Genomic DNA, 26,736 nt, shown 5'->3' on the forward strand with positions numbered 1-26,736 from the left:
GTTGCTGGACTCGGCCGCGCTTAAGCTCACGGCTTACCGTACTAGGGGAATGATGGATGATGTGTGCAATATCGCGAATGGAATATTCATGGGAGTGCCAAAGCGCATCAATTATTCCGCGCTCGCCCTCTGTGAGTTGAGTGTACGAGCCGAGACTGTTAGACTGATTGTGGGTCATGAAGGTCACCTTTCTTGGTAGTTTAGTCGCTTCAAGGATAGGTCTTCATGGCCTATTTTGTTAAATCAACCCGGTCGATTGGTCTAACTCAATCGGTGTTGCACTTCAATTTTAAATCCGGCAGTTTAATTCCTTGACATGGCACCATTATTACCATAGAGTAGATATTCAGTAACACATGTTTTCAATCATCTACCAACTTATAAATCTTTGTTAGATACATCCTAATTAGACGAATCCGGCGAAGTTGATATTGCACAGTGATACCAAATCATTATATTCGCCTTTTTCTATAAAATAATGTATAATAATGACGGGCATCTAATAGACACAGGAAATGAGGATTTTTGCATGCGGATTGGCTTTACTCAAGGGGATCCTGCTGATTGTGATTTTCGACAGCAGATTGTGACACTGACAGCAACCGGTGTTGATAGGCTCTTTTTAGAAGAGACCGCTGTCCCTGGTACGATTGGCAATCAATTACACGAGATGCTGGACAGTTTGCAGGCAGATGATGTAGTGGTCATTCCGTCGCTGGCAGCATTAAGCGCAAGCAATACTCAGCTTATTGAACTTATTGATCAAATTTATCAAAAGAATGCTGTGTTGGATGTCTTGGATCTTAGGACATTTCAACAGAACACAACGTTGAAGATGCAGCGTATTCTCACGGCGACGGTGTTAGAGTCACTGCGCTATGCGCAAAAGATGGAACGCAAGCGGCGGCGCGAACAGCAACGTAAGGGCATCATTTCTGCTCAGGCGGCGGGACGCTATCGCGGTAAGCAGCTGGAGTATTCGGATACCGCGCCGGATCCGAAGAAGCGGGAGATTTACCATCAGATTGTTTCGCTGCTGCAAGCGACGCCGCGGGTCGGTGTGAGTGAGATCATGCACCGCACTGGTGTTGCTCGACAGACCGTTTACAATATTAAACATCGGCTCGAAAAGAAGTAAAGTGCAGACAAATAGCGCATTGCTCGGGAAAGTTCTCAAGCAATGCGCTATTCTTATGCCCAATCAGCGTTCAGTGTTTCGCCGGGGCGGAGTTGTACCGGCAAGGGAGCAAGGTGCTTAGGCGGTTGGTCGTTGATGCAGGCTGTCAAAGTAGCAATGAGCAACTGGCCGAGGCCGGTGAAGGGCTGTTGAATGGTGGCCAGCTCTGGATGGTAGTCCCGCATGAACTGTGTGCCATCATAACCGATTACTTTCAACTGAGTGGGCACGTCAATACCGAGTTTAGCCGCTTCTTCCAGGACCAGCAGCGCGGTGAGGTCGTCGCTGCAGAAGATGCCGTCAATGGGTTGATTCTGCAGCATAGTGCGAATCGTTATCCGTTTCACACTGGCGACGGTGTTGAAACCTAGCGGTGTGACTGTGGGTGTTAAACCGTGTTGGGCCATAACATCGGCGTAGGCCTGCTGCCGGGCATTGGTCGGTTCGCTGGTACCGGCAGAGCTGACCAGCATGACGATGTGGCGGCAGCCCTGGGCAATCAGTGCTTCGCTGGCGATACGGCCGCCCTGATAGTTATCGCTGATGACGATGGGGATCGTTGGCGCCAGATTCCGGTCGAAGGCGACGATGGGCAGCGCAATTTTCTGATACTCAGTAATCCCTAAGTTGTGGGTGCTGGTGATGATGCCGTCGACTTGGTTGGCGGCCAGCATGCGCAGGTAAGCCCGTTCCTTGTCGGCGTTGTTGGCCGAATTACAGAGGATCGTCTTGTAGCCGGCGGCGAAGAGAGAGTTCTCTAGCGTTGCCACCAGTTCGCCGAAGAAGGGGTTGCTCACGGAAGGAAAAATCAGGCCGACAAGCTGGGTTTTCTTACCGGAAAGCGAGCGGGCCAGGTTGTTTGGCGCATAGTTGAGCTCGCGCATGGCGGCGAAGACCTTGGTCTTTGTTTTCTCGCTTAACGCACCATAGTTATTGATCACGCGGGACACGGTGGTGGGAGAAACTCCTGCCACCTTGGCCACATCGTTCAGCGTTGCCATAATCCCACTCCTAGTTGTTGTTGATATTCAGTGCCGTCAGCGGATACAGCGTCGCGTGCACCGCGTTGGGCGCTGATGTTTCGATTCGCAGCAGGTCTGCCGGAGTCTTCGGGAAGAACCGGACCGTGCAGACTTTCTGACCGTGGTTAAAGTATAACTCCATCACGGAGGTATCGACGAATGCGTTCAGCAGGACAGGCTGACCGGCGGGGAGAGAGAAGCGGCGAGTCGTGCCGTATTTCTCAGCAAACGGGACACCGGCATGACTGCGGTCAACGATGACGGTACCGCTGGTCTGGTCAATGGTGACCTTCACGCCAGCAATGGTCAGCGTCACCGGCACTTGGCTATCTGAATGCAAGGCCAGCTCATAGTGGTCGCCGGTGCCGATGAAGGTCTCATCATTGCCGGCAATCGTCAGCGGCCGGGCTTCGCCGCGCAGGCTCTTGGTTTCGGCCACGGGATATTGATAGAGTTGGCCGTCGCGGTAGTGAAGCTCCTTAACGAGACTCAGACAGTTAGCCCAGCCGTCTTTGGTGTCCGGTGCGTCCGCGCCCGGCAGACCAATCCAGCTGTTCAGCAGCGTGCGGCCGTCTGGTGCGACAAATGCCTGGGAGGCATAGACGTCGAAACCTTCATCGAGATTGACGGGCGTGGTTGGATTGATCAGCGTCCGGGTGTCCCAGTTCACATCGTCCGCGGTGATGACCATGTTCGGGAAGATATTTTGATAGGCAGCGATTCCCTGGTTGAGACCTTGGGGACAGAAGATGAACGCTTGGTGACCGTCAACACTTACTAAGTTGGGACATTCCACCATGAAGCCGTAACCGGCATCCCGGCCGGTATGGAGGATACCCTTGAAGCGCAGCGTATCAATACTTGGGCCTTCATAGATCAATGGAAAACCCTGTTTTTGATCAGATTGGCCGCCGATCAGAACACGATAGCCGCCTTCGGTTGTCCGAGTGATCTGCGGGTCGCGGAACTCATTGGTGAATCCAGTCGGCGGGGTGCTGATCAACGGCTCAGGCAATTTGGTGACCTTGCCCGCTGTATCCAGCCAAGCGCCGACTTGATACGAATGGCGGTGCCATTCGTGGTCGCGGACGTTGCCGGTGTACATCAGGAAGAGCTTATCGTCCATCGGTAAAGCAGACCCGGAGAAGGCCCCCTGGGCATCGTAGGGCGTGTCTGGAATGAGGGCTTCGCCGTCGTTGTGCCAATGGATGAGGTCGGTGCTGCTCATCCGGACCCATGATTTCAGACCGTGTACTGGACCAAAAGGATAGGCTTGATAGAAGAGCTGCCAGCGGCCGTTGAAGAAGCTGAAGCCGTTGGGATCGTTGAGGAGGCCGGTGGTTGGCTGGATGTGGTAGTGCAGACGCCAAGGCGACGCCTGTACCTGGTTGCGGAGATTAACCAAGTATTTGGCCGGCCAGTCTCTATAGGGCCGATAGCGTAATTCAGTGGTCCATTCGTCAATCATATGAGCACTCCTTTCGAATTAAATGTTGGCAGCAACGGGCGCGTTGGCGGACGGCGCGGTCAGAGCAATGAGCTGCTGATCGGCCTGGACAGTATCCTGCGAGATCGGCTGGACGTCAGCGTAGTTGCCGGTATTGGTGATGACGACCATGACTGTGTCATCGTAACCGGCTTGTTTCAGCGCAGTGCGGTCGAATGTACCGAGTTCAGCGCCAGCGGTGACTTGATCGCCCTGTTGGACGGTGCTCGCGAAGTGTTCGCCCTTTAAGTTCACGGTGTCGATGCCCAAGTGAACCAGAATCTCAGCACCGTCATTGGACTTGATGCCGTAAGCGTGCTTCGTCGGATAAGCCACGGTGACGATACCAGTCGCTGGAGAAACAACTTGATCAGAGTCGGGGACGATTGCGATGCCTTTGCCCATGATGCCGGTAGCGAAGACTTGGTCGTTGACTTTGCTAATGTCTTCGACTTTGCCGGTGACAGGCGCAACGATGACTTCGTCGCTGACAGTCGGTGCAACGGGTTCACCGGTCACGTCGGATGTTTCAGGTTGTTGTGCCGGTGCCTTTAGGACACGCTTGGCATAAACGAAGGTGGTGGAGAAAGAAATAACCAAAGAAACAACCGCACAAAGCAGGAATAAAGGAATTGATTGGGTAGCAATGGAAACAAAACCAATCAAACCAGCCGGTCCCATAGAAACAGATAGGACATGGAACATCCCAAGCATTGCACTAGCAATGCCAGAAGCAATGGCCGCACAGATGAACGGAAACTTCAATTTCAAGTTAACCCCGAAAATTGCTGGCTCGGTGATCCCCAACATGGCGGAAACACTGGATGCAGAAGCCAGCGCCTTTTGCTTACTATCTTTGGTTGCAAAGAAGATTGCCGCAGCCGCGCCACCTTGAGCAATATTTGCCATAGAAGCGACTGGGAAGATGAAGGAGCCGCCAGTCGTGGCTTTTTGTGCCAATAACTGTGTTTCGATTGCGGGGAAAGTCTGGTGTAAACCGGTGATGACGATAGCGGAGTAGAACAGACCGAAAATACCCATGCCAATCCAACCGGTCGTGCTATAAAGCCAAACCAGTCCGCTAGTTAAACCATCACTGACAGTCCGCAGAACAGGGCCAACGATGGTGAAGGTCAGAAAGCCAGTGATAATGATTGCCAGCATCGGTGTGAAGGTAAAGTCGACTGCACCCTTGAGGTGCTTATGGAAGAATTTCTCCAAAGTAGCCAGAATAAAGGCAACACCGAGGATTGGCAGTACTTGGCCTTGGTAACCGGCCTGAGCAATGTGCATTCCGAAAACGTCCCAATAGGGCATCTTGCCTGCCGCTTGCACAGCGGCAACGCTGTAGCCGCTGACCAGTGACGGCAGGACCATAATCATGCCCATCGTGGCACCTAAGTAAGGATTACCGCCGAAGCGTTTCGTGGCGGAGTAGCCAATTAGGATTGGTAAGAAAGCAAACGGTGCAGAAGCCATGGCATTGACCATGTCAGCGAAGCCTTTGATACCAGGCACCATTTGTACGACCGATTGGGCGCCGAACAGATTCGGCGCAGTGAGGACGTTATTCAGCGCCATCAGCAACCCGCCAGCAACCAAGGCTGGGATAATCGGAATAAAAATATCAGAAAGCAGCTTGAATAAATTCAAAATTGGATTTTGTTTGCCGGCTGATGCAGCGACTTTCTTCAAATCATCTGTCGTCGCTTCTTTTAAACCAGTCAGTTGGATGAGGTGGTCGTAAACCTTGTCGACATCTCCCGGTCCGATGATGATCTGGTACTGGCCGTTGGTTTCGAATGTACCTTTTACATCCGGGTCATTGTCCAACGCTGTCTGGTTGATTTTCTTATCGTCTTTCAGTACCAACCGCAACCGCGTGGCACAGTGTGCAGCGGCTTGGATGTTGTCTTTGCCAATGTCCGCTAGCACACGTTTGGCAACTTCGTCATGCTTCATAATGGTGATCCTCCCTTTGATCGTTCCGTTAAGCCTTTTCATTTAGAAGTGTAACCGGCTTCAGAATAATTGTCAAGCGTTTGACAATTTGACGTACAGAGACATTATTGAACGTTGACACGAAAGCATCTATGAGTAGCCAACGTGAGCCATTTATAAATGGAGACACAAAAAAACGACCCCGGTACGGGATCGTCGCTGAATCAAATACGCGATTAGTAAACCTTAACGAGCTGAATCGTGCCGTCGGTGAACACGTTGTACAAGGCAACCGTGCTGCGGCCGTTGTTCTTGCCGACTTCAATCTGGTAACCAGACTTGCCGTTCACATTGACTTGTTGATCGAATGCATAAACGAGCGGCGCGTCCGCAGCAAACTTAGCAGCGGCGGTGGGCTTCAATGCATTGATAGCCGCGTCGGAGCTGGTAATCTGTGCCGTTGTACTGCTTGAGCTGCTGGCAGTACTTGAACTGCTAGCAGATGAACTGCTGCTGGTGCTATCCGAGGATGAACTGCTGGTCGTGGACGAGCTTTCGGACTCGCTGCTGCTCTTCTTTGAGCCGCTGTCTTTCTTAACTGTTTCAGTCTTCGATGTACTGCTGGAAGCAGCACTCTGGTTGTTACCTGCGCTGCACGCGCCTAACGTGAGCAAGAGTGCGGCGCTAAGTAACGGTAACGCGATCTTCTTCTTAAGCATGGGTGTGACCTCCTTACTTGATATATTGTACTACGAAAGCGAGCTGAAACCATTAGGATGGTCTGTATATTGTGCTTCGATCCATTGGTTGCCGCCTAGGTTGTACCAGTAATGGCCGTCAACCTGCGTTTGCTTGAGGACCTTCCAGCGGCTAGCGTGCTTCAATGTGCGGCCCGCATAGGAACGGCTGCTGGCATACCCATTCCAGAGCGCAATGCCGTAGCCGGGTACATATTTGATCTGAGCCACCGCGTTTTGAGTCACCGTCGGGGTGGTCGGCGTGCCAGTATCAATATTGGTGCCACCGGTGCTGCTCGAACTAGTCCCAGTAAAGAGGCCGCCGAAATCATAACTCATGTCCACGTGCTGGCCATTGTAATTATTGGTGTACTGCCAGGCCGTCGCATTGTCCACACCAGGCATATTGACGCCATAATTTGCTACCCAAATCGGATAATTGCGGGGAACTTTGTTGGCCCAGAACCAGGAGGCCATGGAGTAGGTGACTTGATTATTGAAACCGCGGGCGGCAAGCTGGCTCTGGAAGGAGACGGTGTCATTGTAGGGATCGGGTAGTGAAGAATCTTCCACATCAGCCACCACAACGGTATCTGTGCCTAAATTATATTTGGCAGCGGTGTCCGCAAAGAAGTCAGCTTCATTCTTTGCATCCTGTGCGCCGCTATACTGGGCATAATGATATAAGCTGACTTTTAAACCGGCTGCTTGGGCCGCTTTGATTTGAGCCCCAGCCTTAGGATTGACGTAGGCGGCGCCGTCAGCGCTGCCTTCGGTCAATTTAATGACCACCCCGGCGATTTTATTGGTAGATAAAGACTTAAAGAAAACAACGTCATCTGGCTGATAGCTGGCGACGTCGGCAAATTGGCCAACGATCGCGGCGTCAGCGTTCGAAACGAAGGTGGCGGTACCGACCCCAATTCCGAGTAACAGGGCAATACCCAGCTTCTGAACGATCTTGCGTGAATGGTGCAATCGAATTCCTCCTCATAGAGTTGGCAACTTGACGCCTGTCGAGTGCCCAGCTCAGGTTTATGTACTCCCACAAGGATAACAGATAATCGGCTGGTCTACATTACCATTCCTTAACTTTTTTGTCAGACATTCTGGGAGTCTCCTAGGCCGATTGCGCCCACCTGGTCGCCCGGTTTCTTATATTCCATTTATTTTCAAAAATTGGTTCAACCAATAAAAAAGCGGCCGTCACGCGGTCGCTTCAAATCAACACTCTTTATTGGAAAGCAGGTAAGCCGTTAGGGCTGTCAGTGTACTGACCTTCAACCCATTGGTCACCGCCAAGATTGTACCAATATTCACCATCCACGTATTTCTCACCGTAGACAGCCCAGCTGGAGGCGTTGGCTAATGTCCGGCCAGCGTACTTGCGGCTGGCACCGTAGCCGTTCCATAAGGCGATTCCGTAGCCCGGGACATACTTAATGGTGATGGCCTTGGAGTTAGATGACCCGTTGGAGTTGATCGTGGTCACGCCGTCCATGCCGGTTGGCGCATACGTGTACTTGCCTTGGATCCATTGGTTGCCGCCCAAGTTGTACCAGTATTCACCGTCGGCATAAGTCTGGGCAAGTACCTTCCACTTTGAACCGGTCAATAATGTTCGGCCGGCATAAGTCCGGTTGGCACCATAACCGTTCCACAGCGCGATACCATAGCCGGGAATGTAGTTGATTGTGGCGGTATCGCCAGTGCTCGGGGCCGTCGTGCCGGTATTGCTGCCGGTAGTGAAGATGCCTGAGAAGTCATAGCTCATATCGACGCTTTGACCATTGTAGTTGCTGGTGTATTGCCACGCCGCAGCGTTGTCCACACCGGGCTTGTCCACACCGTAGTTGGCGACCCAAATGGGATAATTGCGGGGCAGTTTGTTGGCCCAGAACCAAGAGGCCATGGAATAAGTGACTTGATTGTTGTAGCCTAGCCGAGCCAATTCCTGTTGGAACGTGACCGTGTCGCCGTAAGGATTGCTCAAGGAATTGTCCTCGACATCGGCAACCATAACGGTATCTTTACCCAGACCATATTTTGCGGCTTGGCCAGCAAAGAAATCAGCTTCGGCCTTCGCCGCACTCGCCCCGTTATACCGGGCGTAGTGGTATAGGCTGACCTTCAGGCCTGCTGCTTGCGCAGAGGCAATTTGGTTGGCAGCCTTCGGGTTAACATAGGCACCGCTGCCGCTGCCTTCAGTGATCTTCACGACAACGCCGGCCACTTGATTAGTCGCAAGATTCTTGAAGAAAAGAACGTCATCTGGTTGATAGCTGGCGACGTCAGCGAACATACCGTATGTCGTTGCTTGGGCGATTGAATTGAAACCGAACAAAGCAACGAAGAATGTCAGAAACGCGGTCAGCAGGACCCGTTTCTTCCTTGAACTGTGCATGCGAATTCCTCCTAAGTGTTTTAAGAAATGCTTAATACATCTCCTCTAGTATACATGGTGAAGTTCGTGCACTGCATTACTATCTGTTTACAAAATCTTTAAGGGCCGGCCCCGCGATTACTGCTTAAAAAATAACAAATGGGTCAGGCTGTGTCAGCTTGGCCCATTCGATGTCAGGGTTATTGGATATCCACTTTCTTATCCAGCACTTCATCGCTCTCCTGGGCGATGGTCAGCGCTTGGGAGAGGTCGTAGATAATGTCATCCTTATTCTCGATACCGACGGCGAAGCGCACCAGATTGTCGCGTACACCGATTTCTTTCAGCTTGTCTTTGGGATAGGGCGCGTGGGTCATCGTGGTGGGTCGACAGACTAAGGATTCCACGCCGCCTAGGCTGACAGCCAGGTCGATCATTTGCAGTTTCTCGAAGAAGACACCCAGGTCAACACCCGGTTTGACGGCAAAGGAGATCACAGCGCCCAGGCCCTTGGCTTGCTTCTTTTGAATAGCGGCTTCATCTGGCGAATACCAGCCGGGATACAGGACTTGGCTGACGGCCGGATGCTTTTCTAATGCGCCAATCACAGCCTTGACGTTCTCCTGCTGCCGGTCCAAGCGAATCGCTAGTGTGCGAATACCTCGGAGCAGGGTATAACTGTCGAAGGGACTGAGCGTGGCCCCCAGGGTATTTTGATAAAAGAAAAATTCGTTGTACAAATCGGTGTCGTTCAGCGTAATGAAGCCGGCGTTCAGATCGGCGTGGCCGCCGTAGAACTTGGTGGCGGAATAGACCGTCACATCGGCGCCCAGGGCTAGCGGCTTCTGCAAGTAGCCGGTCATGAAGGTGTTATCAACGATGAGCAGGGCGCCGTGGCGGTGGGCCAGCTCGGCGATCTTCGCGATGTCGTAGACCCGCAGCGTGGGGTTGGCGGGGGTCTCGAGGAAAACGGCTTTGGTATTCGGTTTGAAGTCGGCATCCGAGAGGGTGCTCAAGTCGGTGATGAAGTCATAATCGACCTTACGGGGCCCCAGAATGTCGAGGAAGAACCGGTACGTGCCGCCGTAGATATTGGCGGAAGACAGGATGTGGTCCCCCGGATGGAAGTGTTCAAAGACGGTGGCGATGGCGGCCATGCCGGAGGCAAAACCCAGAGCGTGATCGGCATGATCCAAGCGGGCCACGGCGTCCTCCGCCTTTTGCCGGGTGGGATTCTGAGTACGGATATATTCATATGGGCCGGCTTGGTTGATATCTTCGAGCCGATACGTGGTACTTAGGAAAATTGGCGCCATGATCGCCCCGTATTCGTTGTGCCGGGCGGGGGCCCCTTGGACAGTGAGCGAATCATCATGTAAAGGAAATTCGGGATCCAGCGGTTTTTCAAATTGATCTTTAGTCATGAAGTAATCATCCTTTCTCAACTGCGTTACAGGGCCGGTACTGTTTCTTGCAAGGCGGTGACGATCTGGTTGGCGGCGCGGGCCACGATGGCCGGGTCGGTGGCCAGGTTCAACCGAATAAAGGTGGGTGTTTGCGGGGAGAACCAGGCGCCGTAATCCACTGCCAAGTGGCAGTGATTCTGCACAAAGTCGCGGATCTTGTCCGCGGGGATGTACTGGCCGAGATCAACGTACAATAGGTAGGTGCCTTCCAGCGGATGCAGCTTCACGCCGGGGGCTTGGCGCAAGATCTCGCGGACTTGCCCGTCATTATAGCGAATGATCTGCAGAATTTGATCCAGCCAGGCTGCACCATAACGGTAGGCGGCTTCGCCGGCCACCACGCCCAGCAGGCTGGGTTCCGTCTGGTGGATGGATTTAATGAAACTGTCGTAGTCTTTGCGCCAGGCCGCGTTGGGAATGATCACATGGGAGTGGAGCAAAGTTGCCAGATTGAATGTCTTGCTCGGGGCATTGACCACAATGACACCGTCCCGAAAGCGGCCGTCGGCGACATCCAGAACCGAGGTGAAAGGCTGCTCGCCGATTTCGAAATCCTCGTGGATCTCGTCTGAAATTACTGGGATGCCGTTGGCCACCAATGGCGTCAAAATGGTTTCCAGTTCTTCAGGTTTCCAGATTCGGCCCACCGGATTGTGGGGTGAGCACCAGATGACCAGTTTGGGCTTGTCTTCCGTGATGATCTTGTGCAAGGCTTCGTAATCCACCTGCCACCCCTGGGGTGTATCCAGTAAATTACAGGAAATCAGTTTGCGGTGGGTGTCGGTGACAGCATTAGCAAAGGGATAGTACACCGGTTGAAAAATCAGCACCGGGTCGCCGGGTTCGGTGAGCCAGTTGACCAGGCCGTATAAGGAGTTGACAACGCCGGTGTCGAACCGCAGCCATTCCGGCTTGACGGTAATCCCGTGGCGGTCCCGCTGCCAGTCGATGAAGGCGGCTTTATAACTGTCCGGAATGTAGGAATAGCCGAACACGCCCTCTTCCACCCGCTTGACCAGGGCGTCCCGGACTGGCTGGGCCGTTTTGAATTCCATGTCCGCCACCCACAGCGGTAAGAGGTCCGGGTTGCCGAACCGGTCGTCTAAGGCATCCCACTTCAAAGTATTGGTGTGGTGCCGATCCACCAGGTGGGTTTTAATAAACGCTTTGTTTTCCGGGGTTAATTCGATTGCCATGCTGCACAGGTCCTTTCTATTATTTATTACTGAGCGTCAGGCCAAACATCCTTGGCGGTTTTGGCCACCAGAGCCAGTTTCTTCCACTGGTCGGCTTCCGTCAGGTTGTTGCCTTCCTCAGTGGAAGCAAAACCGCACTGCGTGGATAGACACAGGTCCGCCAAGGGGACAAACTCGCTGGCGTGCTTGATCCGGGCCTTCAACCCGTCTTCATCTTCCAATTCCGACCGTTTGCTGGTGACCAGGCCCAAGACGATCCGCTGATGCTGGCCGTTGGCGCTGATCTTAGCTAGTGGCTCAAAGCCTCCGGAGCGCTCATCGTCATATTCCAAGAAGAAACCGTCAATGTTCAGTGCAGCTAAGTAATCAGCTACTGGATCGTATGCGCCGGCGCCGGCCCATTGGGACTTGTAGTTGCCCCGGCAGATGTGCATCGTGATGGTCAAGTCTTTGGGCTTGGCGGCGATAATTGCGTTGATTACCCGCACGGCTTCCTTGGCTTGGGCGGCCCATTCTGGCTGCAGGACCTTTTCATGGGCATTGTGTGCGAAGGCGGCCCACATCCCCCAAGCCGTGTCGTCTAATTGCAGGTAGCGGCAGCCGAGGTCATAGAAATGCTGGATGGTTTCTTGGTACGTGGGAATCAAGGCATCGTAGAAATCCTGAACATTCTCATAATAATGATTGAGGATGTGGGCCGGTTCACTGGGGAAGAAAACGGACGGACTCGGAATAGTTTGCTTAGCCGCCACGCCAGCGGGTACAATGCTTTGCAGATATTGGAAAGCCCGGAAGAACGGGTGCTCCGGGTTGTAGGCGACGGGACCGGTGACGTTCACGCCGCCCGGTCGGGACTCGCCGCCGGAGAAGGCCCAGCCTTCCTTTGGGGTGAAGAACTCTGTACCTTTCAATCCGGCGTAGAAATCCAAGTGCCACCAAGAGCGGCGGAATTCGCCATCGGTGACATCTTTGTAGCCCAGGGCCACTTGCTTATCGACGATGCGCTTGATTTCGTCATCTTCGACTTGGGTCAAGGCGGCTTGGTCAATCCTGCCGGCGGCGAAGTCTGCTCGGGCTTGGTGCAACCGGGCGGGCCGCAACAGGCTGCCGACTTGGTCGTAACGGTACGGATAAACGGTTTTCGTTAGTGTGCTATTGGTCATGAATGATCGCTCCTTCGTTTATGTAGGCAAATGAGCTCCGGCCGACAGAAGCGCGGGCCTGCGCTCTCTGGACAAAAAAGACGTCCTTGAAAAAATATTTTCAAGGACGTCTTGCTGTGGGCAAACGCGGTACCACCTATCTTCGCTGACGGTTCACACCTCCAGCCTCACGAGTGCAGTCCAAACCGTAACCTTAGTACGATCAGGACGATACTCCGACGCAATAATGGGCGCACCCACCGCCGCCTCGCATATGAGCTTGGCACCGGAATCGCTCAAAGACCATGTTCGACGCGTTGGCATTACCGGTTCGCACCACCCACCGGCTCTCTGAGAACACCGCGTGCTTCTACTCATCTTCTCACAGCAGTTTTTCGTATTTGCTTTATTGGTATTGACTATAGGGCGAAAAGGGGGCGGTGTCAAGAGTGGAAAATGCGAACCATGATCACTACAGGCGCCCCTGCAGTTCCGTCTGTCGGCCATCCCGCAAGAACACTGGCAGACTATCCAGCGGTGCAGCCGCTGCCACCGCTGACCACCAGCATAATGCTGGCCGGTCCGCGCGTCGGTCCATTCCGCACCAGCCGGCAGATAAACCTCGCGTTGGCGGTCGCCAGCATGGACGATCGGCGCGACTAAGATATCTGCGCCAAGTAAAAACTGATCGTTTACGGGCCACGCTGCCTGATCGTTAGGAAACTCATAAAAGAGCGGCCGCATCACCGGTGCGCCCGTTTCATGGGCCGCGGTCATCACTTTCTCTAGATACGGTTTGAGCAATGCCCGAATCCGAATAAACTTCGTCAGGATTTTCTCCACTTCGGGGCCAAAACTCCATACCTCATTAGGCGCACCGGCTGCTTCCGTTTCTTCGCCATCGGCCTTGTAGACCTTGGTCATCGGTTGCCGCGCACCGTGGATCCGCATCACCGGTGAGAAAGCGCCGAACTGGAACCAGCGCACCAGCAATTCTCGGAACGCCGGGTTGTCAGGCCGGCCGCCGTGGAATCCGCCGATGTCGGTGGTCCACCAGGGAATGCCGGCAATCCCCATGTGCAAGCCAGCGCTGATCTGATTGCGCAGATCTTGGAAGGTGGAATGAATATCGCCGGACCACACCAAGGCACCGTACCGCTGGCTGCCGACCCAGGCGCAGCGGACCAGGTTGACTTCGGGATGACCGTTAGCCGCAATTTCATCCTCATAAAAGCCGCGGACGTACTCCCGGGGATACAGATTGCCTGTGCTCAGCACGCTGCCGGCGTAATATGTGTAATTGGTAAAGTCGTAGGTGCTGAATTCTGGTTCCGCTTCGTCCAGCCAGAAGAGATGAATCCCGTGCGCGCCATAGTTTTTCTGCACCTTATCCCACACATAGTGGCGGGCGGCCGGATTTGTCGCATCGTAGAATTCGTTATTCCCATGGAATTTCATCTGCACAGGCAGACCATGATTTGTGTGGACCAGCAGGCCGCGTTCCCGCATATCGGCGTAATTTTCGCTGCGCTCATCGATTTGCGGCCAAACCGACACCATCAGCTTGATCCCGTAACGGGCACATTCTTCGGCCATCGTCGCTGGATCCGGGAAGAAATGGGGATCAAAGCGATAATCCCCGCAGCGCGGCCAGTGGTAATAGTCGATGACCAGGACGGATACCGGAATCTTCAGTTCATGGTACTTGCGGGCGACCGCCAGGACGTCCGCTTGCGTGGCGTAACGCAGTTTAGATTGCCAGAAACCCAGGCCATAGACCGGCATCATCGGTGCCCGGCCAACAACGGCGCTGTACTGCGCTTCAATTTGGGCGGGGGTATCCCCGGCCGTGATCCAGTAATCCAGTTGCGCGGTGGCTTGGGCGTGCCATTCGATCACGTTTTTACCGAAAGTCACGGACCCGACTGCCGGGTTATGCCAAAGAAAGCCGTAGCCGGTGCTGGCCAAATAAAAGGGGACCGATGCCTGGGAGTTGCGTTGGGCCAGCTCCAGGGTGGTGCCGTTCAGATCGGCGATGGTCTGCTGGTACTGGCCCATACCGGCAAAATGGGCTGCCGGTTGACCGGCAAACGAGGCGGTTAAGGCGTATTGGCCGCCACCAGAAAGCGGCTCGAAGCGGCGGGCCTGACGCTGCAGGGCACCGCCAGGATTCAATTCTTCCAGCAATAAGTCACCGGCAGCATTATAAAACCGCAAACGGCCGGTGCGATCCCACCAATCATGGTTATCAATGACACACCGCAGTGTGCCGTTTGTAATCATGGCTTGACCGTCAGCCACCGTCACCGTGGCGGCGGTATCGGTCGGCAGCAGCGCACTGCAGGCCAGATCCAGCGGCCCTGTGGGTGTCGCCACCACCCGGAAGCTATTCTGGCCCCACGCAATGATCCGCAAGCGCTCATTACCGTTTTGACACTCTAAGTAATTCGGTCCTTTAGTAAAAATCGTCATGTTAATCACGTTCCTCCACTGATAATGCCTATAGTCTAGCGGAGAAAAAGAAAGCGCGCCTTCAAAGAACCGGCACGCACTAGCATTATTCAGTCATTTTTCTGAAAGCGGTGGGGGAAAGCCCATAGTGCCGCTTGAACTGGGCCGCAAAGTAGTTGGCGCTTTGAAAGCCGACCTGGAAGGCAATGTCGGTGATCGGCGCGGCGGTCTGACGCAACAGCAGGGCAGCTTGTTGCAGGCGAAAGGCCAGCAAAAAAGCCATCGGAGTCCGGTGAAAGGCCGCCTTGAAGAAACGGGTGAACTGTTCCGGGCTGAGATTAATGACGGCGGCCAACCCGGGGACGGTGAGCGGTTCGGCGAAACGGGCATTGAGATAGGTCAAAATTTGTTTCTGCCGCTGCTCCTGCAGCCGGGCTTGGGTGGTCCGCCACGGGTCGGGAATCGGATTCGTTAAGAGCTGGGCCAGAATCAGCAGCAGCAAACCCTTGAGCAGCAACGGCCGCTCGGGAGCCGTCGCGGCATAGACCGTTGCAAACTGATCCAACAACGGGGCCAGCGCAGCCTGATTGACCATTCCGGGGGTGACCGTTGCGACGGTTCGGGTCTTAGTCAATACGGCCTGCACCGCATCAGTGGTTTCACTGGCAATAAAGCGCGGCGCAAAGACGATGGCTGAAAATTGGGCAGCCACCGGCGACGCCGGGACCACATGGGCCGCGTGGATCACGCGAGCGGGAATCAGCGCGGTAGTGCCGGCGGCCATTACCCGGGCGTGGCCGTTGATGATCAGTTCAATTTGGTCTTTCTCCACCGTGAATAGTTCCAGCTCATCATGCCAATGGGGGAAGAAAAAGAACCCGTCCCAACTGCGGCGGGCGTGACCGTACCAAGCCACAGGCAGCGTTAGCGTCCCGTGCCGGGTCGGCTCTTTGAGGGCCATCGCGGGATTCGTCATTTCATCCAGCGGTGCAGGAAGGCACCCATCACCAGCCAGAGCGCTAACGTGATGCCGATGGTAATGATCCAGCCCCAGGGACTATGCTGCGCCGGCAACGGCACGTTCATACCATAGAATCCGGTGACAATCGTCGGCACTGTCAGCAGCAGGCTCCAAACTGTCATGAATTTCATCACGTCGTTCAAATTATTGTTCAAGATTGAATCATACGTCTGGGACAGGTGATCCAAAGTGTGGGAAGACAGCTCCGCCATCTCCAAAACCTGGTCCGCTTCAATGACGACATCGGCCAGCTGTTCTTCCTCCCCGACCGTGAAACGCTGGTAAATCGGATGGGCATGGACCTGGCGCAGCACCATCGTGTTCTGCTTGGCAGAGCGGCTGAGATAGTCCGCCCGCAGACTCAAGTCAGACAGCCGCAGCAGAGCCTTCTTGGTCGTATGCCGCCGCAGTTCAGGCACGATTGCCTTGCGCTCGTTGTCCACGGTTTGCACTAATGGTGCAAACATGTCAGTCAGCTTGACCAAGCAGGTGAACAGAGCGCTGAACGGGGACGTCGTATCAGTCTGCGCCAGCGTCCGGTACAATTTATCCGATACCCGCAGCGTCGTCCCGTTGTCCACCACCAGCAGCGTCATGCCCTTGATGATGAACGTTAGCGGCGCGTCATAGACGTCATCCTCCGGCTGGTTCCGGGGCACATTGTAAATGAGTAAGAAAGTCCCCGTCGCCCGGTCCAGCTCCGCGTGGGGCGATTCGTCCTCGTCCAGGGCGTAAGTGATCACTTCTTCGGTAATGTGATATTTCGTGCGCAGCAAGGTCTGCTCCGCGGGTTGTTTGCCGTTAATGATTTGCCAGTGAAATGTGTCCTCGGTCGTCATGGTACTCCTCCCCCAAATAAAACAATAAATCTATTATCGCACATTTGAAAAAACTCGCTATTCCCTAATTGGGACAGCGAGTCGGGGTACATTAATTCTATTAAATTGGCTTTTCTCTCAATGTCTTAATCCCAAACAGTCGCGGCATCGTGGTTTCACCAGTCCCATTCAACTGCACCGTCACCGTGTGCGGTCCCAGATTAGTGGCGTCGGCCAACGCCAGCACGTCATCCGGCAGGGTCAGATAGGCCCAATAGAATCCGTTCGCTGGTTCAGCACTGACGGTCACAGTGTCGATCGAAGCACCGCCCACCGCGATGACCGCCCGCTGACCGGCGTCGGCCGTGTTGAACTGCAAAGCCAAGTAATTGACCGCACTGTCCGGATCCACTTGCAGGTTATAGCTGAACCAGCCGTTGCTGCCGGCAGTGCGATAGGTGTGCCCAGCGTAGTTGCCCACGGTGGCGTCGGCGCTGACCGCATAGTGCTTGCCGGCCTCGGCGTTGTTGTTATCGAAGAGGAGCAGGCGGTCGATGGTCCGGCGGGCGTCCGCTGCGGCGGCGGCCGCCTGTTTTTGAATCAGGCGATACGCATCGGAATCGGCTTGGGCGAGGGCCCAGTACACTGCGTAGAAGTTGCGGTTCAACTCAGCGTAAGGATGCAGTATTAAGCCGTTCCCCTGGGCCAAGCCGCGGAGCTTGAACGTGAGCGGCTGGTCGTCGTCGGGATCGTCCACCCGGATCACATGGTCATCCAACACGGATAACCATGTCTTCGGAGTAAACCCGTCTTTAGGGACCAGCAGACTTTCCGCATGGGCGGTCTGGGAGAACTTGGCCACCCGGACTTTCACCCCGCCATAAGCGTAATCTCCTGGGGTGTCCTGATCTGTGGGCAATGCCCCGGCGAGAATCGTGGGGCCGAATTGGAAAGCTACCCAATTGGGATTATCCGGACTGGCGACCGCCCGTAAGACCGCCGGAATCGTGTAAAGCAAATCTAATGGGCCATCATTCACAGTAGTGGTGATCCAGTCGTCCGCCGGTTTGTCCTCGGCGGTGCGGGTGAAATCGCCGGCGGTCAAAGAAATCAGGTCATGATTGGCCCACGCCGGAATCCGCAAGTGCAGCCGCAGGGACGAGGCCAGGGGCTGGCTAGGATTCAACCGGTCAATCGTGATGTGCACGGCCGCCTGCTTGGGCAGGTCTGCCGTCTGCGTGATTTTGGCATTCAGTTCCGGCAATATCAGCGTACTGCTGAAAAACATGTTGAGGTACACATCGTGGTCATCAATGAAGTACAACGAATCGCTGAGTTTGGCAAAATTCTCAATACCGGTCCCCTGACAGCACCAGTATTCGCCTTGGGCGGTGCTGCCGTTTAAGCCCGTGCCAGGAACGCCGAACACCCGGGAATACCCGGCTTGCATTGGCTGAAAATAAGTGGTCATGCCGGTGTCTGGATCTTGGGAAGCCAAGATCGTATTTCTGAAGGTATGCTCGTAGTACTCCGAATAGCGGGCATCACCGGTGACTTGAAACAGGAGCCGGGTCAGCTTCAGCATATTGTGGGCATTGCAGGTCTCACAAGTGGAATTATCGTTATACCCGCCGTCTTCAGTGCCGTTGGTCGTGGCATCCTGCCACAGCGCATCCGGGGAGTGGAAATGCTCCGATTGCGAGTTATCCCCGATGACGTAAGTATGATGGTCGATGACCATCTGCCAGAAATTCTCGGCCGCTTGGCGATACAGAATATCCAGAGCCAGCTGGTCTTTGTTAGACAGGCGGAAATAATACAGCGGATTCTCCGTGTACACGACATACCGCGTGAGCGCGCCAATCAGTTTCGGAATCGTGGTGTTGGCATGCAAGCCCGGCAGCACGTCTTCGTTATCCGCTAAGCGGGCAAACAACGGCACTTCATCGAACAGATGCGCAGCCGCTGCGTGCTGATCGTCGCCAGTGAGGGCAAACAACTCATAAAGCGCCGCGTTCATCCCACCGTATTCGGTTTTGAGCATATCAACCGCCGCATGCGCTTCGTACCAGGCATTGATGAAATCCGCGAAACGGCTGGCCGCAGTCAGCGACGTTGCCCGGATCGTTTCCGTCGGCCCCATCGTCGCTGTGTCCACCAGGCCTTGCAGAATTTTGTGCAAGTTGTAGAAAGGCACCAGCAAGCCATCCGCACCATCGGGCAGGGCGGCTGCTGGAAAGGCCGGAATGAAACCCGCTGATTCGGGATGCGCTTGACCATACGCCGTTTGGGCGGCGGCCAGGCCGTCCACCAGGGTGGTCAATTTAGCCGTCAGGGCCTTTTTCTCTTCGGGGGTCGCAGTCGTTGCGGTGCAGGCCTCGTTCAAGGCAGACAAATAGTGGCCCACAAAGTGACCAGTGAAGCGGGTGGGGCTGGTAGTCCCATCTGGATTGCGGTCGGCCGCCGGGCCGTTTTCCCACCCGCCGTAATTCTTTGCATCGCCGGTGGGCAATCCTGCGGTGGCGCGAAACTCGACCAGCAGGCGCGCGGGGTCGAAACTAAGCAGATAGGCGATTTCCAGTTTCGCCGCGTGCTGCAATCCGGGATCGGTCACGGTCACCCGGGCCATGTCCGCGCCTTGAAGGTAATGGTCCGGCGTGCGGTAGCGGGACAATAATGTATTCGTGACCATTTTTTAGTAAACATCTCCTTACTTTTAGTGAAAACGTATTCGACGCCCATCGTACCGCGTCCTTTACACTGGGTCAACTGGCCGGCACGGCCACCTTTCTGCTTAAAAACGTGCCCCATTCGACAACATAGCGTATCATAGTCGGTATATTAACCGTAATGGATGGGAGTACTGCTATGCGACTGGAATCAATGGGGCAACGACACGACGCGGGGATGTTGCCGAAATGGATCGTGAGCTTGATCAATCATCGGAGTGAAAAAGTAGCGGCTGTCCGCCAATCGCTGGTGCGGGCGGAATATCTCGGCCTGACCTGGCTCGATCAGCAAGTCGTACCGGTCTCTCGGGTGCAAGGAACGATTGGCACGGAGCACCAGCAACTGGCTAAGGTTCAGGAAGCTCTGGTCCTGGTGGATCTCATCCCCGACTATTGGGTCATTGCTAAAATCGAAGCAGATGACCGCTGGCTGATCGTTAATCCCTATCTGTGCCTGTCGTTTGGCGTCAGCTTTCGAATTGCCGGCGGCCAAGTCAGCATTCAGACTTTCTATACCCCCATTACGGCCGCTGATGGGACGGGCCGGCGGGCCAAAGCCGCGGATATCTTGGAGGCGATTACATTATCGCCGTTAGGGACTGATCCAGCAGTGGGTCTCTTTAGCGAAACCGAAGGACTCACGATCCCGGATGTGCCGGTCACATCGTTCGTTTCGCCCAAGAAGCTATTGCAATTAGAAATCAGCGACGCTGCCGCGGCGCACTACCTCAATACCCTGAGCAGTGCCTGGCCGGAAGCCACCGCCGTCCCGGCCAATCAGGTGATGGACTTCACGCCGTTGGCGGAAGCGACTCAAGCCAAGGGCGTCCGCGGCCGGCGGGCAAAAGTAATTCAGAACCTGATTGTCGACGCCGGACTAATTTCGACCTATTGGCAAGTCCGCAAGAGCCGGTCCACGTTTACATGGCAATTATTCAATCCATTTGTTGGCCGCCACGTCACGGTGGTTTTGGACCGGGGCGACGTGCCGCGGATTTATAAATACCAACTGCTCAGCATGAAGCACGTCATGACCGATATTACCACTCATTATTTGCTGGAGGCGGCGCTGCTTGCGCCGTTTTAAAAAAATCACCGTCAGCGGATTTTCCGTTGGCGGTGATTTTTTTATTCGGCCAGGTTGTTGGGCATGCCCATGTTGGCTTCGGTTTGTTTTGTCTGGCGATCTTCGTCATAGGTGAGCGAATCGCCATCCTTGTCCGTGTAGTAGGACTTCACTTCGATGTTTTGATCGTAATTGCCGAAGCCCTTGCCATACAACGTACATCCGCCGGCGTTGGCGGCATCTTCCTTAGCAGCAATGCGGAAGGTCCACAGGGGCTTGGTGATGGCGACGTCGTCAAACGAAAACTCGCTGACTTGCCGGCCATTGATCCAGCAGCCGCCGTTAGTGATGCGCAGCGTGACTTTGACGCCGTACTGGTTGATGCCGGAATCGTACCAATCGGGATTATAGTAGCCGCGCTTATCGATGAAATCGCCGGGGCTGGTGTAGAGACCAATGTCCTGGCCGTTGAAAGAGAATGTGATATCGGAGGGCCAGTTGTTATTCCCCTGGGGGAACTCGGACCCCAGTTCCATCGAAATGTCGATCATCTCCAGATTTTGGGTATCCTTGATGGGATTGACTAAATTGTATTCAACATAACCGGTGGTGAACCAGAGAATGCTAGCATCGAATCGCTGGGGATCCATGAAGTAGCGGGGTTCATCCAGCTCGCCAATAATGCCTTTGGTCGTAGCCAGCCCGCAGGTTGGCGTGACGTGGCAGCTCGTATATTGGCCCACCGGCAGCGAAATGGTGCTTGATTCATAGGCCAAGTTGACCTTTCGGGGAAACTCGATATCGATGTTGTCCACCCGCAGAACTGATTGCTTTTGCACGCCTTGCTTGCCTGGCAGCCGCTGCGTTTTAATGATCCCGGCCTTGGCCAGCACATTAATGTGTTTGGCGGCGACGGGTTGGCTGATCCCCAGGGCCTCAGCTAACTCTCCCACGTTCATTTTACGCTTCGATAGCTGTTCAATAATGGCGATGCGGGTGTCGCTCGCCAATGCCGAGAGAATGGGTAATGCATCTTTGTTTAGCGGTAATTTCATACTTTCATCCTTCTTCTTATCCGTAATGGTAATTCAATCTCGACCATAATGCTTGCTTACGGTCATTATTATACCTTTATGGGTAACATAATTGCAATTATTTTTAATAACTTTGCATTAGGGGTTTACATTTATATTCTAAAGCGTTAACATTCATTTTGAAAGCGGAAACAGTTAACCTCCTCAGTTAGCAAACACCATAGCACTTTCCGGAACAGGAATGTAGAGAACAGGCTTGGTTCCCCTCAACTAAGCACTCTGTGTTGCGTTACCGGATTGACATCATACGCTTTCGAGAATGGAGATGACATAGATGAAGGGAAATTTGACACTGGATGCTCACGCGACCGTGGGCAAGGTTGATCCGCGCCTGTTCGGTTCATTTATTGAACACGTGGGGCGAGCCGTCTATCACGGCATTTATCAACCGGATCATCCGAGTGCCGACGCCGATGGTTTTCGTCAAGACGTCATTGATTTAGTTAAGCACTTGCAGGTACCGATCATTCGGTATCCGGGCGGGAATTTCGTTTCTGGGTTTAATTGGGAAGACAGTGTTGGTCCCAAAGATCAACGCCCGCGCCGCTTGGACTTAGCTTGGCGCAGTGTGGAGACCAATCAGTTCGGTTTGCACGAGTTTGAGGCATGGGCGAAAAAGGTCAATGCGGATACTATGATGGCGGTGAACTTAGGAACGCGCGGTATTGATGCCGCCCGCAACCTGATCGAGTACACCAACTTTCCAAGGGGTACTTACTATAGTGACCTGCGTCGCCAGAATGGTGCAGACCAGCCCTTCAATATTAAGACGTGGTGTCTTGGCAACGAGATGGATGGGCCTTGGCAAATTGGCCACAAAGATGCCACGGATTACGGGAAATTGGCCAATGAAACCAGTAAAGCCTTGAAGTGGGTGGACAGCAGCATTGAAACGGTTGCCTGCGGCTCATCAGCGTTGGACATGCCGACTTTTGGGCAATGGGAAAACACAGTACTGAACATTGCTTATGACAATGTGGATTATTTATCCCTGCATCGCTACTACGGTAATCGGGACGATGACACACCGAATTATTTGGCCCAAAACTTGGATTTTGATGATTTCATCAGCGGCGTTGTTGCAATGTGTGATGCAATTAAGGCCCGGAGACACAATAAGAAGCAAATCAACCTGTCCATGGATGAATGGAATGTGTGGTACCACTCCAATCAGCAGGATGATGAAACCGCACCTTGGCAGGAACATCCGCACTTATTGGAAGATATTTACAACTTTGAAGATGCCATTCTTGTGGGATCATTATTGATCACGCTGCTGAAACACGCTGATCGGGTCAAAATTGCCTGTCTGGCCCAGCTGGTCAACGTGATTGCGCCGATCATGACCGATGATAACGGCAAAGCATGGGCCCAGAGCATTTTCTACCCGTTCATGCAAGCGTCGACGATGGGGCGGGGCACGGTGCTAACACCGATTACCAGCGCCGAGACATACAGCACCAAAGAATTCCATACCGTATCGTACCTCGACAGCATCGGTGTATTGAATGATGCCGGCAATCAAGTCACCGTCTTCGCAGTGAACAAGTCCTTAGATACGCCCATGCAGCTCCATGTGGATGCGGGCACTTTCGACTTCAAGCAGGTCACCGGGGCCACGCAGTTTGCCGGCTATGCGCCGAAGCAAACAGCTCAGGATGCTGCTATGCATATTGCTCCCAATACGAAGTACACACTGGATGCGCCAGGCTTAACTATTGAATTGCCGCCGCTGTCTTGGAACACGGTACAGATTGCGGTGTAAAGGTATATTAATGTATCAAAAGGAAAATTAAGGAGAGGTGTATTGCAATGAATCAGTTTGGTAAAAAGCTTGGCTTAGCCGCGTTAGCAGCAGTTACAATGTTGAGCTTGGGCGCCTGCGGCAATAATTCTTCCTCGGCCAGCGGCAAGTCAGCCAATGGTGAGAACAAGATGACCATGTGGACGTTCGTTGATGCCCAAGGGGATTTCTGGAAAGATGCCGCCAAGTCTTGGAACAAGACGCATAAGCAAAAGATTGATTTGAAGGTCAATGTACTGCCCTTCGATCAGATGAACCAGAAGCTGACGGTGGCCATGCAATCCGGTTCCGGCGCACCAGATCTGGCGGACGTGGAACTCGGACAGGCAGCCACACAATTGAAAGCCGATAAGCCGCCGTATTATCCGTTGAATTCAGCATTAAAACCGTATGATGGCAAGCTGGTCAAGTCGCGGCTGGACAACTTCTCGAAGAACGGTAATGTTTACGGCCTGGATTATCACGTTGGGACCACGGTCACTTATTACAACACCGATATTATGAAACAGGCGGGCGTTGACCCGACCAGTATTAAGACGTGGGATGACTACGTGAAGGCTGGTAAAGAAGTGAAGGCCAAGACTGGTAAGTGGATGAACGAAGTTGAATACAGCGCCTATTTCCAATTCGACTCCATGACTGCGCAACAACATGCCGATTACGTCACGAAGAGCGGCAAAGCTGATTTGGCTAATCCCGCATCCGTGCGTGCTCTGACTGAACTGCAAAATTGGGTTTACAAAGACAAGATTGCTCGGCCGGCCGTTGGCGGCAGCCTGGATAACGATCAGTTCTTTGCTGAAATGAACAAGGGCAATGTGGCTTCCGTGACGATGCCTTCCTGGTACATGGAACGGATGGCCGATAATATGCCGAAACTGAAAGGTAAAGTGGCGATTGAACCAACCCCTGTCTTTAAAGAGGGCGATTACCGGTCTGCTGGCGGCGGCGGTACTGGCACAATGGTCACCAATCAGGCTAAGAATCAGAAACTGGCGGCTCAGTTCGTTGTTTGGGGTAAAGCCAGCAAAGACCAAGCGTACAAGATTTGGGAAAAGCTGGGCTTCGATCCCGTCCGGTATGATATTTGGAGTTCCAAGCGGATGAAGGCTGACAACAAGTACACCGAATACTTCGGCAAAGATATCTTTGATACCTTCGTTAAATTGGAACCGGATGTCCATTCTGTGACCAAGACCGCCAAAGTATCTCCGGCCTTGCAAGACTATCTGTTGAAGAACACGATGCCGTCAACCTTGCTGCATGACAAGATGACGCCGAAAGCCGCGCTCGAAAAAGCAGATTCTTCCTTGAACTAGTACATTGACAGTATGGAATTACTGGGATGAGCCTGGTAATTCCATATTGTCTTAGAAAGGACTTTACTATGCAAAAGCCAAATTCGGAGGTGAGTGGTGTGACCAATCACGAAGATGCCGATTCACGGCCCAAAGTCCGGCGGATCAAGTGGGACCGAATTGCCCCGTACCTGTTTGTCTCGCCATTCATTATTTCGTTTCTTGTATTCTCGTTATATCCGTTTATTAGTGCCGTGATCATGAGCTTCCAGCAAGTCAATGGGTTCAGCGACGTCAAGTGGATTGGGCTGGCCAATTATCAGCAATTGTTCAAAGACGGCGATTTCTATGCTGCGCTGTGGAACGTTGTCCGTTACGGCTTCTGGACCATCCTGATTCTGATTCCGCTGCCGATGCTGTTGGCCTATATCATGAATCAAAAAGGGATTCCCTTTAAAGGATTCTTCCGGTCAGTGTACTTTGTGCCGGTATTAACTTCGTCCGTCATCGCTGGGTTGATTTTCAAATATGCGTTCAGTGGTGAAAAGTCTGGGGTATTTAATGAATTGCTGCATGTCTTCGGGGCTGGTCCGTTGGATTGGTTGAACGGCTCGCACACTGCGATGTTTGCCTTGGTGGTCATCGCGGTCTGGCGCTGGCTGGGGGTCAATATGATTTACTTCCTCTCCGGCCTGCAAGGCATCTCCCCTGAACTCTATGAATCAGCCTCCATGGATGGCGCCAATTCGTTCCAGAAATTCTGGTATGTGACGATCCCGATGCTCAAGCCGATCACCATTTACGTCTTGACCATTTCTATCATGGCCGGTTTCTCCCTGTTCAATGAGTCATACGTATACTGGGGTGCCCAGTCGCCGAACAATGTCGGGACAACGCTGGTGACCTTGATTTATAAAGCCGCCTTCTCCCAAGGCAACTTTGGTTACTCGTGTACCTTAGGGGTGGCGCTGTTCGTTATCGTGGTTGTCGTCAATGCCGTCCAGACCAAAGCCATGGGTCTGTTCAAGGATGAAGCTTAGGAGGGTGAGAGAAAATGGAAAGTATTAAAACACAAAATCGTCTCAAGACTACCCTCAGCGTGTTGTTGATGGTCTTCCTGGCTATCCTGGTCATGGTGCCGTTCTACTTTATGATCGTATCGTCTTTTAAAGACGTGTCAGTTATCTTCGCCAACGGGATCAACGTCAACATCGATTTCAGCAAGATGAACTTCGACAACTACAAGTCGCTATGGACCAATCAAAACGGGATCTACTGGTCCTGGTATAAGAACAGTTTGGTCATCACTGTGGTCGAAACGGTGCTCGTTCTAGTCTTTACATCGATGGTCGGTTACGGTTTGGCCCAATACGATTTCAAAGGGCGCAAATTCATCTTTGCCCTCGTCTTGGTCATGATGATGGTGCCGCCGTCTATTCTGCTGCTGCCGCTGTACAAGTTAGTGACGCAGCTGGGCTTAATGGACAGTTATGCCGGGGTCATTCTACCTTATGTCGTGCCAGCGTCTTCGATTTTCTTCTTCCGCCAATTCTGCATGGGCCTGTCCCGGGAATTCGCCGAGTCTGCCCGGATTGACGGCTGCGGTGAGTTCCGGATTTTCTGGCAGATCTATGTGCCGCTGATGAAGCCGGCTTTTGGGGCCATGACTATCCTGACCACCATGAATGCGTGGAACGACTTCCTGTGGCCATTGGTTGTAATGAAGTCAACGGAGAACTTCGTGATTCCCGCCGGCTTAATGTCAGCGATGACGCCTTATGGGAATAACTACAAGCTGCTCTTCGCCGGCAGTGTCATGTCCATCGTACCGATCCTGATCGTCTTTGTCCTCAACCAGAAGCAATTCATCGAAGGGTTAACCGTCGGTGGGGTGAAAGGATAGAA

Annotated in this window: 19 protein-coding genes and 2 pseudogenes; 6 read left to right on the forward strand and 15 right to left on the reverse strand. The window is 53.5% G+C overall.

Annotated elements, in window-relative coordinates; translation table 11 throughout:
• The coding region (locus H627_RS20850; RefSeq protein WP_155827886.1) for a helix-turn-helix domain-containing protein at positions 1-178 on the reverse strand (178 nt) is incomplete at its 3' end.
• A 351-nt stretch (positions 179-529) separates the two neighbouring features.
• Here H627_RS20850 and H627_RS0102195 point away from each other — a divergent pair.
• On the forward strand, positions 530-1,138 hold the full coding sequence (locus tag H627_RS0102195) for a recombinase family protein (protein WP_027827607.1): 609 nt from the start codon (positions 530-532) through the stop codon (positions 1,136-1,138).
• Positions 1,139-1,191: 53 nt separating this feature from the next.
• On the opposite strand, the gene H627_RS0102200 is transcribed toward H627_RS0102195, so the two are convergent.
• From H627_RS0102200 to H627_RS16640, 13 genes and pseudogenes are all read right to left on the reverse strand, one after another.
• Positions 1,192-2,181 (reverse strand): LacI family DNA-binding transcriptional regulator, encoded by a 990-nt coding sequence (locus tag H627_RS0102200; protein ID WP_027827608.1) that lies wholly within the window; start codon positions 2,179-2,181, stop codon positions 1,192-1,194.
• 7 nt (positions 2,182-2,188) lie between these two features.
• Positions 2,189-3,667 (reverse strand): sucrose-6-phosphate hydrolase, encoded by a 1,479-nt coding sequence (locus H627_RS0102205; RefSeq protein ID WP_027827609.1) that lies wholly within the window; start codon positions 3,665-3,667, stop codon positions 2,189-2,191.
• 18 nt (positions 3,668-3,685) lie between these two features.
• Positions 3,686-5,647: a sucrose-specific PTS transporter subunit IIBC gene (locus tag H627_RS0102210; RefSeq protein WP_027827610.1), complete on the reverse strand. Its 1,962-nt coding sequence runs from the start codon at positions 5,645-5,647 to the stop codon at positions 3,686-3,688.
• Between the two features lie 215 nt (positions 5,648-5,862).
• On the reverse strand, positions 5,863-6,345 hold the full coding sequence (locus H627_RS0102215) for a hypothetical protein (protein ID WP_027827611.1): 483 nt from the start codon (positions 6,343-6,345) through the stop codon (positions 5,863-5,865).
• A 30-nt stretch (positions 6,346-6,375) separates the two neighbouring features.
• The gene (locus H627_RS18990) at positions 6,376-7,341 is read right to left on the reverse strand and encodes a GH25 family lysozyme (protein WP_051225103.1); all 966 of its coding nucleotides are present in this window, start codon (positions 7,339-7,341) and stop codon (positions 6,376-6,378) included.
• Between the two features lie 256 nt (positions 7,342-7,597).
• Entirely contained in the window at positions 7,598-8,767 is a 1,170-nt protein-coding gene (locus tag H627_RS18995; RefSeq protein ID WP_051225104.1) for a GH25 family lysozyme, read from the reverse strand.
• Between the two features lie 179 nt (positions 8,768-8,946).
• Positions 8,947-10,170 carry a trans-sulfuration enzyme family protein gene (locus tag H627_RS16630; protein WP_051225105.1) on the reverse strand — a complete coding sequence of 408 codons (1,224 nt, stop codon included), beginning with the start codon at positions 10,168-10,170 and terminating at the stop codon, positions 8,947-8,949.
• 26 nt (positions 10,171-10,196) lie between these two features.
• Positions 10,197-11,408, reverse strand: coding sequence for a MalY/PatB family protein (locus tag H627_RS0102235; RefSeq protein ID WP_035439821.1), 1,212 nt, complete (start codon positions 11,406-11,408; stop codon positions 10,197-10,199).
• A 26-nt stretch (positions 11,409-11,434) separates the two neighbouring features.
• Positions 11,435-12,571, reverse strand: coding sequence for a 5-methyltetrahydropteroyltriglutamate--homocysteine S-methyltransferase (locus H627_RS0102240; RefSeq protein ID WP_027827613.1), 1,137 nt, complete (start codon positions 12,569-12,571; stop codon positions 11,435-11,437).
• Positions 12,572-13,156: 585 nt separating this feature from the next.
• Positions 13,157-15,022 (reverse strand): annotated as a pseudogene (locus H627_RS16635) (glycoside hydrolase family 31 protein); the annotation flags it as partial.
• Between the two features lie 85 nt (positions 15,023-15,107).
• Positions 15,108-15,962 carry an AraC family transcriptional regulator gene (locus H627_RS0102250; protein ID WP_162143213.1) on the reverse strand — a complete coding sequence of 285 codons (855 nt, stop codon included), beginning with the start codon at positions 15,960-15,962 and terminating at the stop codon, positions 15,108-15,110.
• 11 nt (positions 15,963-15,973) lie between these two features.
• Entirely contained in the window at positions 15,974-16,861 is an 888-nt protein-coding gene (locus H627_RS0102255) for a magnesium transporter CorA family protein (protein ID WP_027827615.1), read from the reverse strand.
• Between the two features lie 100 nt (positions 16,862-16,961).
• The gene (locus tag H627_RS16640) at positions 16,962-19,532 is read right to left on the reverse strand and encodes a beta-L-arabinofuranosidase domain-containing protein (protein WP_051225106.1); all 2,571 of its coding nucleotides are present in this window, start codon (positions 19,530-19,532) and stop codon (positions 16,962-16,964) included.
• 176 nt (positions 19,533-19,708) lie between these two features.
• Here H627_RS16640 and H627_RS0102265 point away from each other — a divergent pair, with 176 nt between their 5' ends.
• Positions 19,709-20,656, forward strand: coding sequence for a hypothetical protein (locus H627_RS0102265; RefSeq protein ID WP_027827616.1), 948 nt, complete (start codon positions 19,709-19,711; stop codon positions 20,654-20,656).
• Between the two features lie 134 nt (positions 20,657-20,790).
• On the opposite strand, the pseudogene H627_RS16645 reads toward H627_RS0102265, so the two are convergent.
• Positions 20,791-21,690, reverse strand: a pseudogene (locus H627_RS16645) (ArsR/SmtB family transcription factor); the annotation flags it as partial.
• Positions 21,691-22,003: 313 nt separating this feature from the next.
• On the opposite strand from H627_RS16645, the gene arfA reads away from it, so the two are divergent.
• The 4 genes from arfA to H627_RS0102290 all read left to right on the forward strand — a co-directional run bounded on the left by arfA (position 22,004) and on the right by H627_RS0102290 (position 26,734).
• The gene (arfA, locus tag H627_RS0102275; protein WP_027827617.1) at positions 22,004-23,494 is read left to right on the forward strand and encodes an arabinosylfuranosidase ArfA; all 1,491 of its coding nucleotides are present in this window, start codon (positions 22,004-22,006) and stop codon (positions 23,492-23,494) included.
• A 47-nt stretch (positions 23,495-23,541) separates the two neighbouring features.
• Positions 23,542-24,852 carry an ABC transporter substrate-binding protein gene (locus H627_RS0102280; RefSeq protein ID WP_027827618.1) on the forward strand — a complete coding sequence of 437 codons (1,311 nt, stop codon included), beginning with the start codon at positions 23,542-23,544 and terminating at the stop codon, positions 24,850-24,852.
• A gap of 98 nt (positions 24,853-24,950) precedes the next feature.
• The gene (locus H627_RS0102285) at positions 24,951-25,871 is read left to right on the forward strand and encodes a carbohydrate ABC transporter permease (protein WP_027827619.1); all 921 of its coding nucleotides are present in this window, start codon (positions 24,951-24,953) and stop codon (positions 25,869-25,871) included.
• Between the two features lie 14 nt (positions 25,872-25,885).
• On the forward strand, positions 25,886-26,734 hold the full coding sequence (locus H627_RS0102290; protein ID WP_027827620.1) for a carbohydrate ABC transporter permease: 849 nt from the start codon (positions 25,886-25,888) through the stop codon (positions 26,732-26,734).
• Positions 26,735-26,736 lie beyond the last annotated feature (2 nt).

Origin of the sequence: Schleiferilactobacillus harbinensis DSM 16991, from assembly GCF_000425885.1 — a bacterium.
Classification (GTDB): domain Bacteria; phylum Bacillota; class Bacilli; order Lactobacillales; family Lactobacillaceae; genus Schleiferilactobacillus; species Schleiferilactobacillus harbinensis.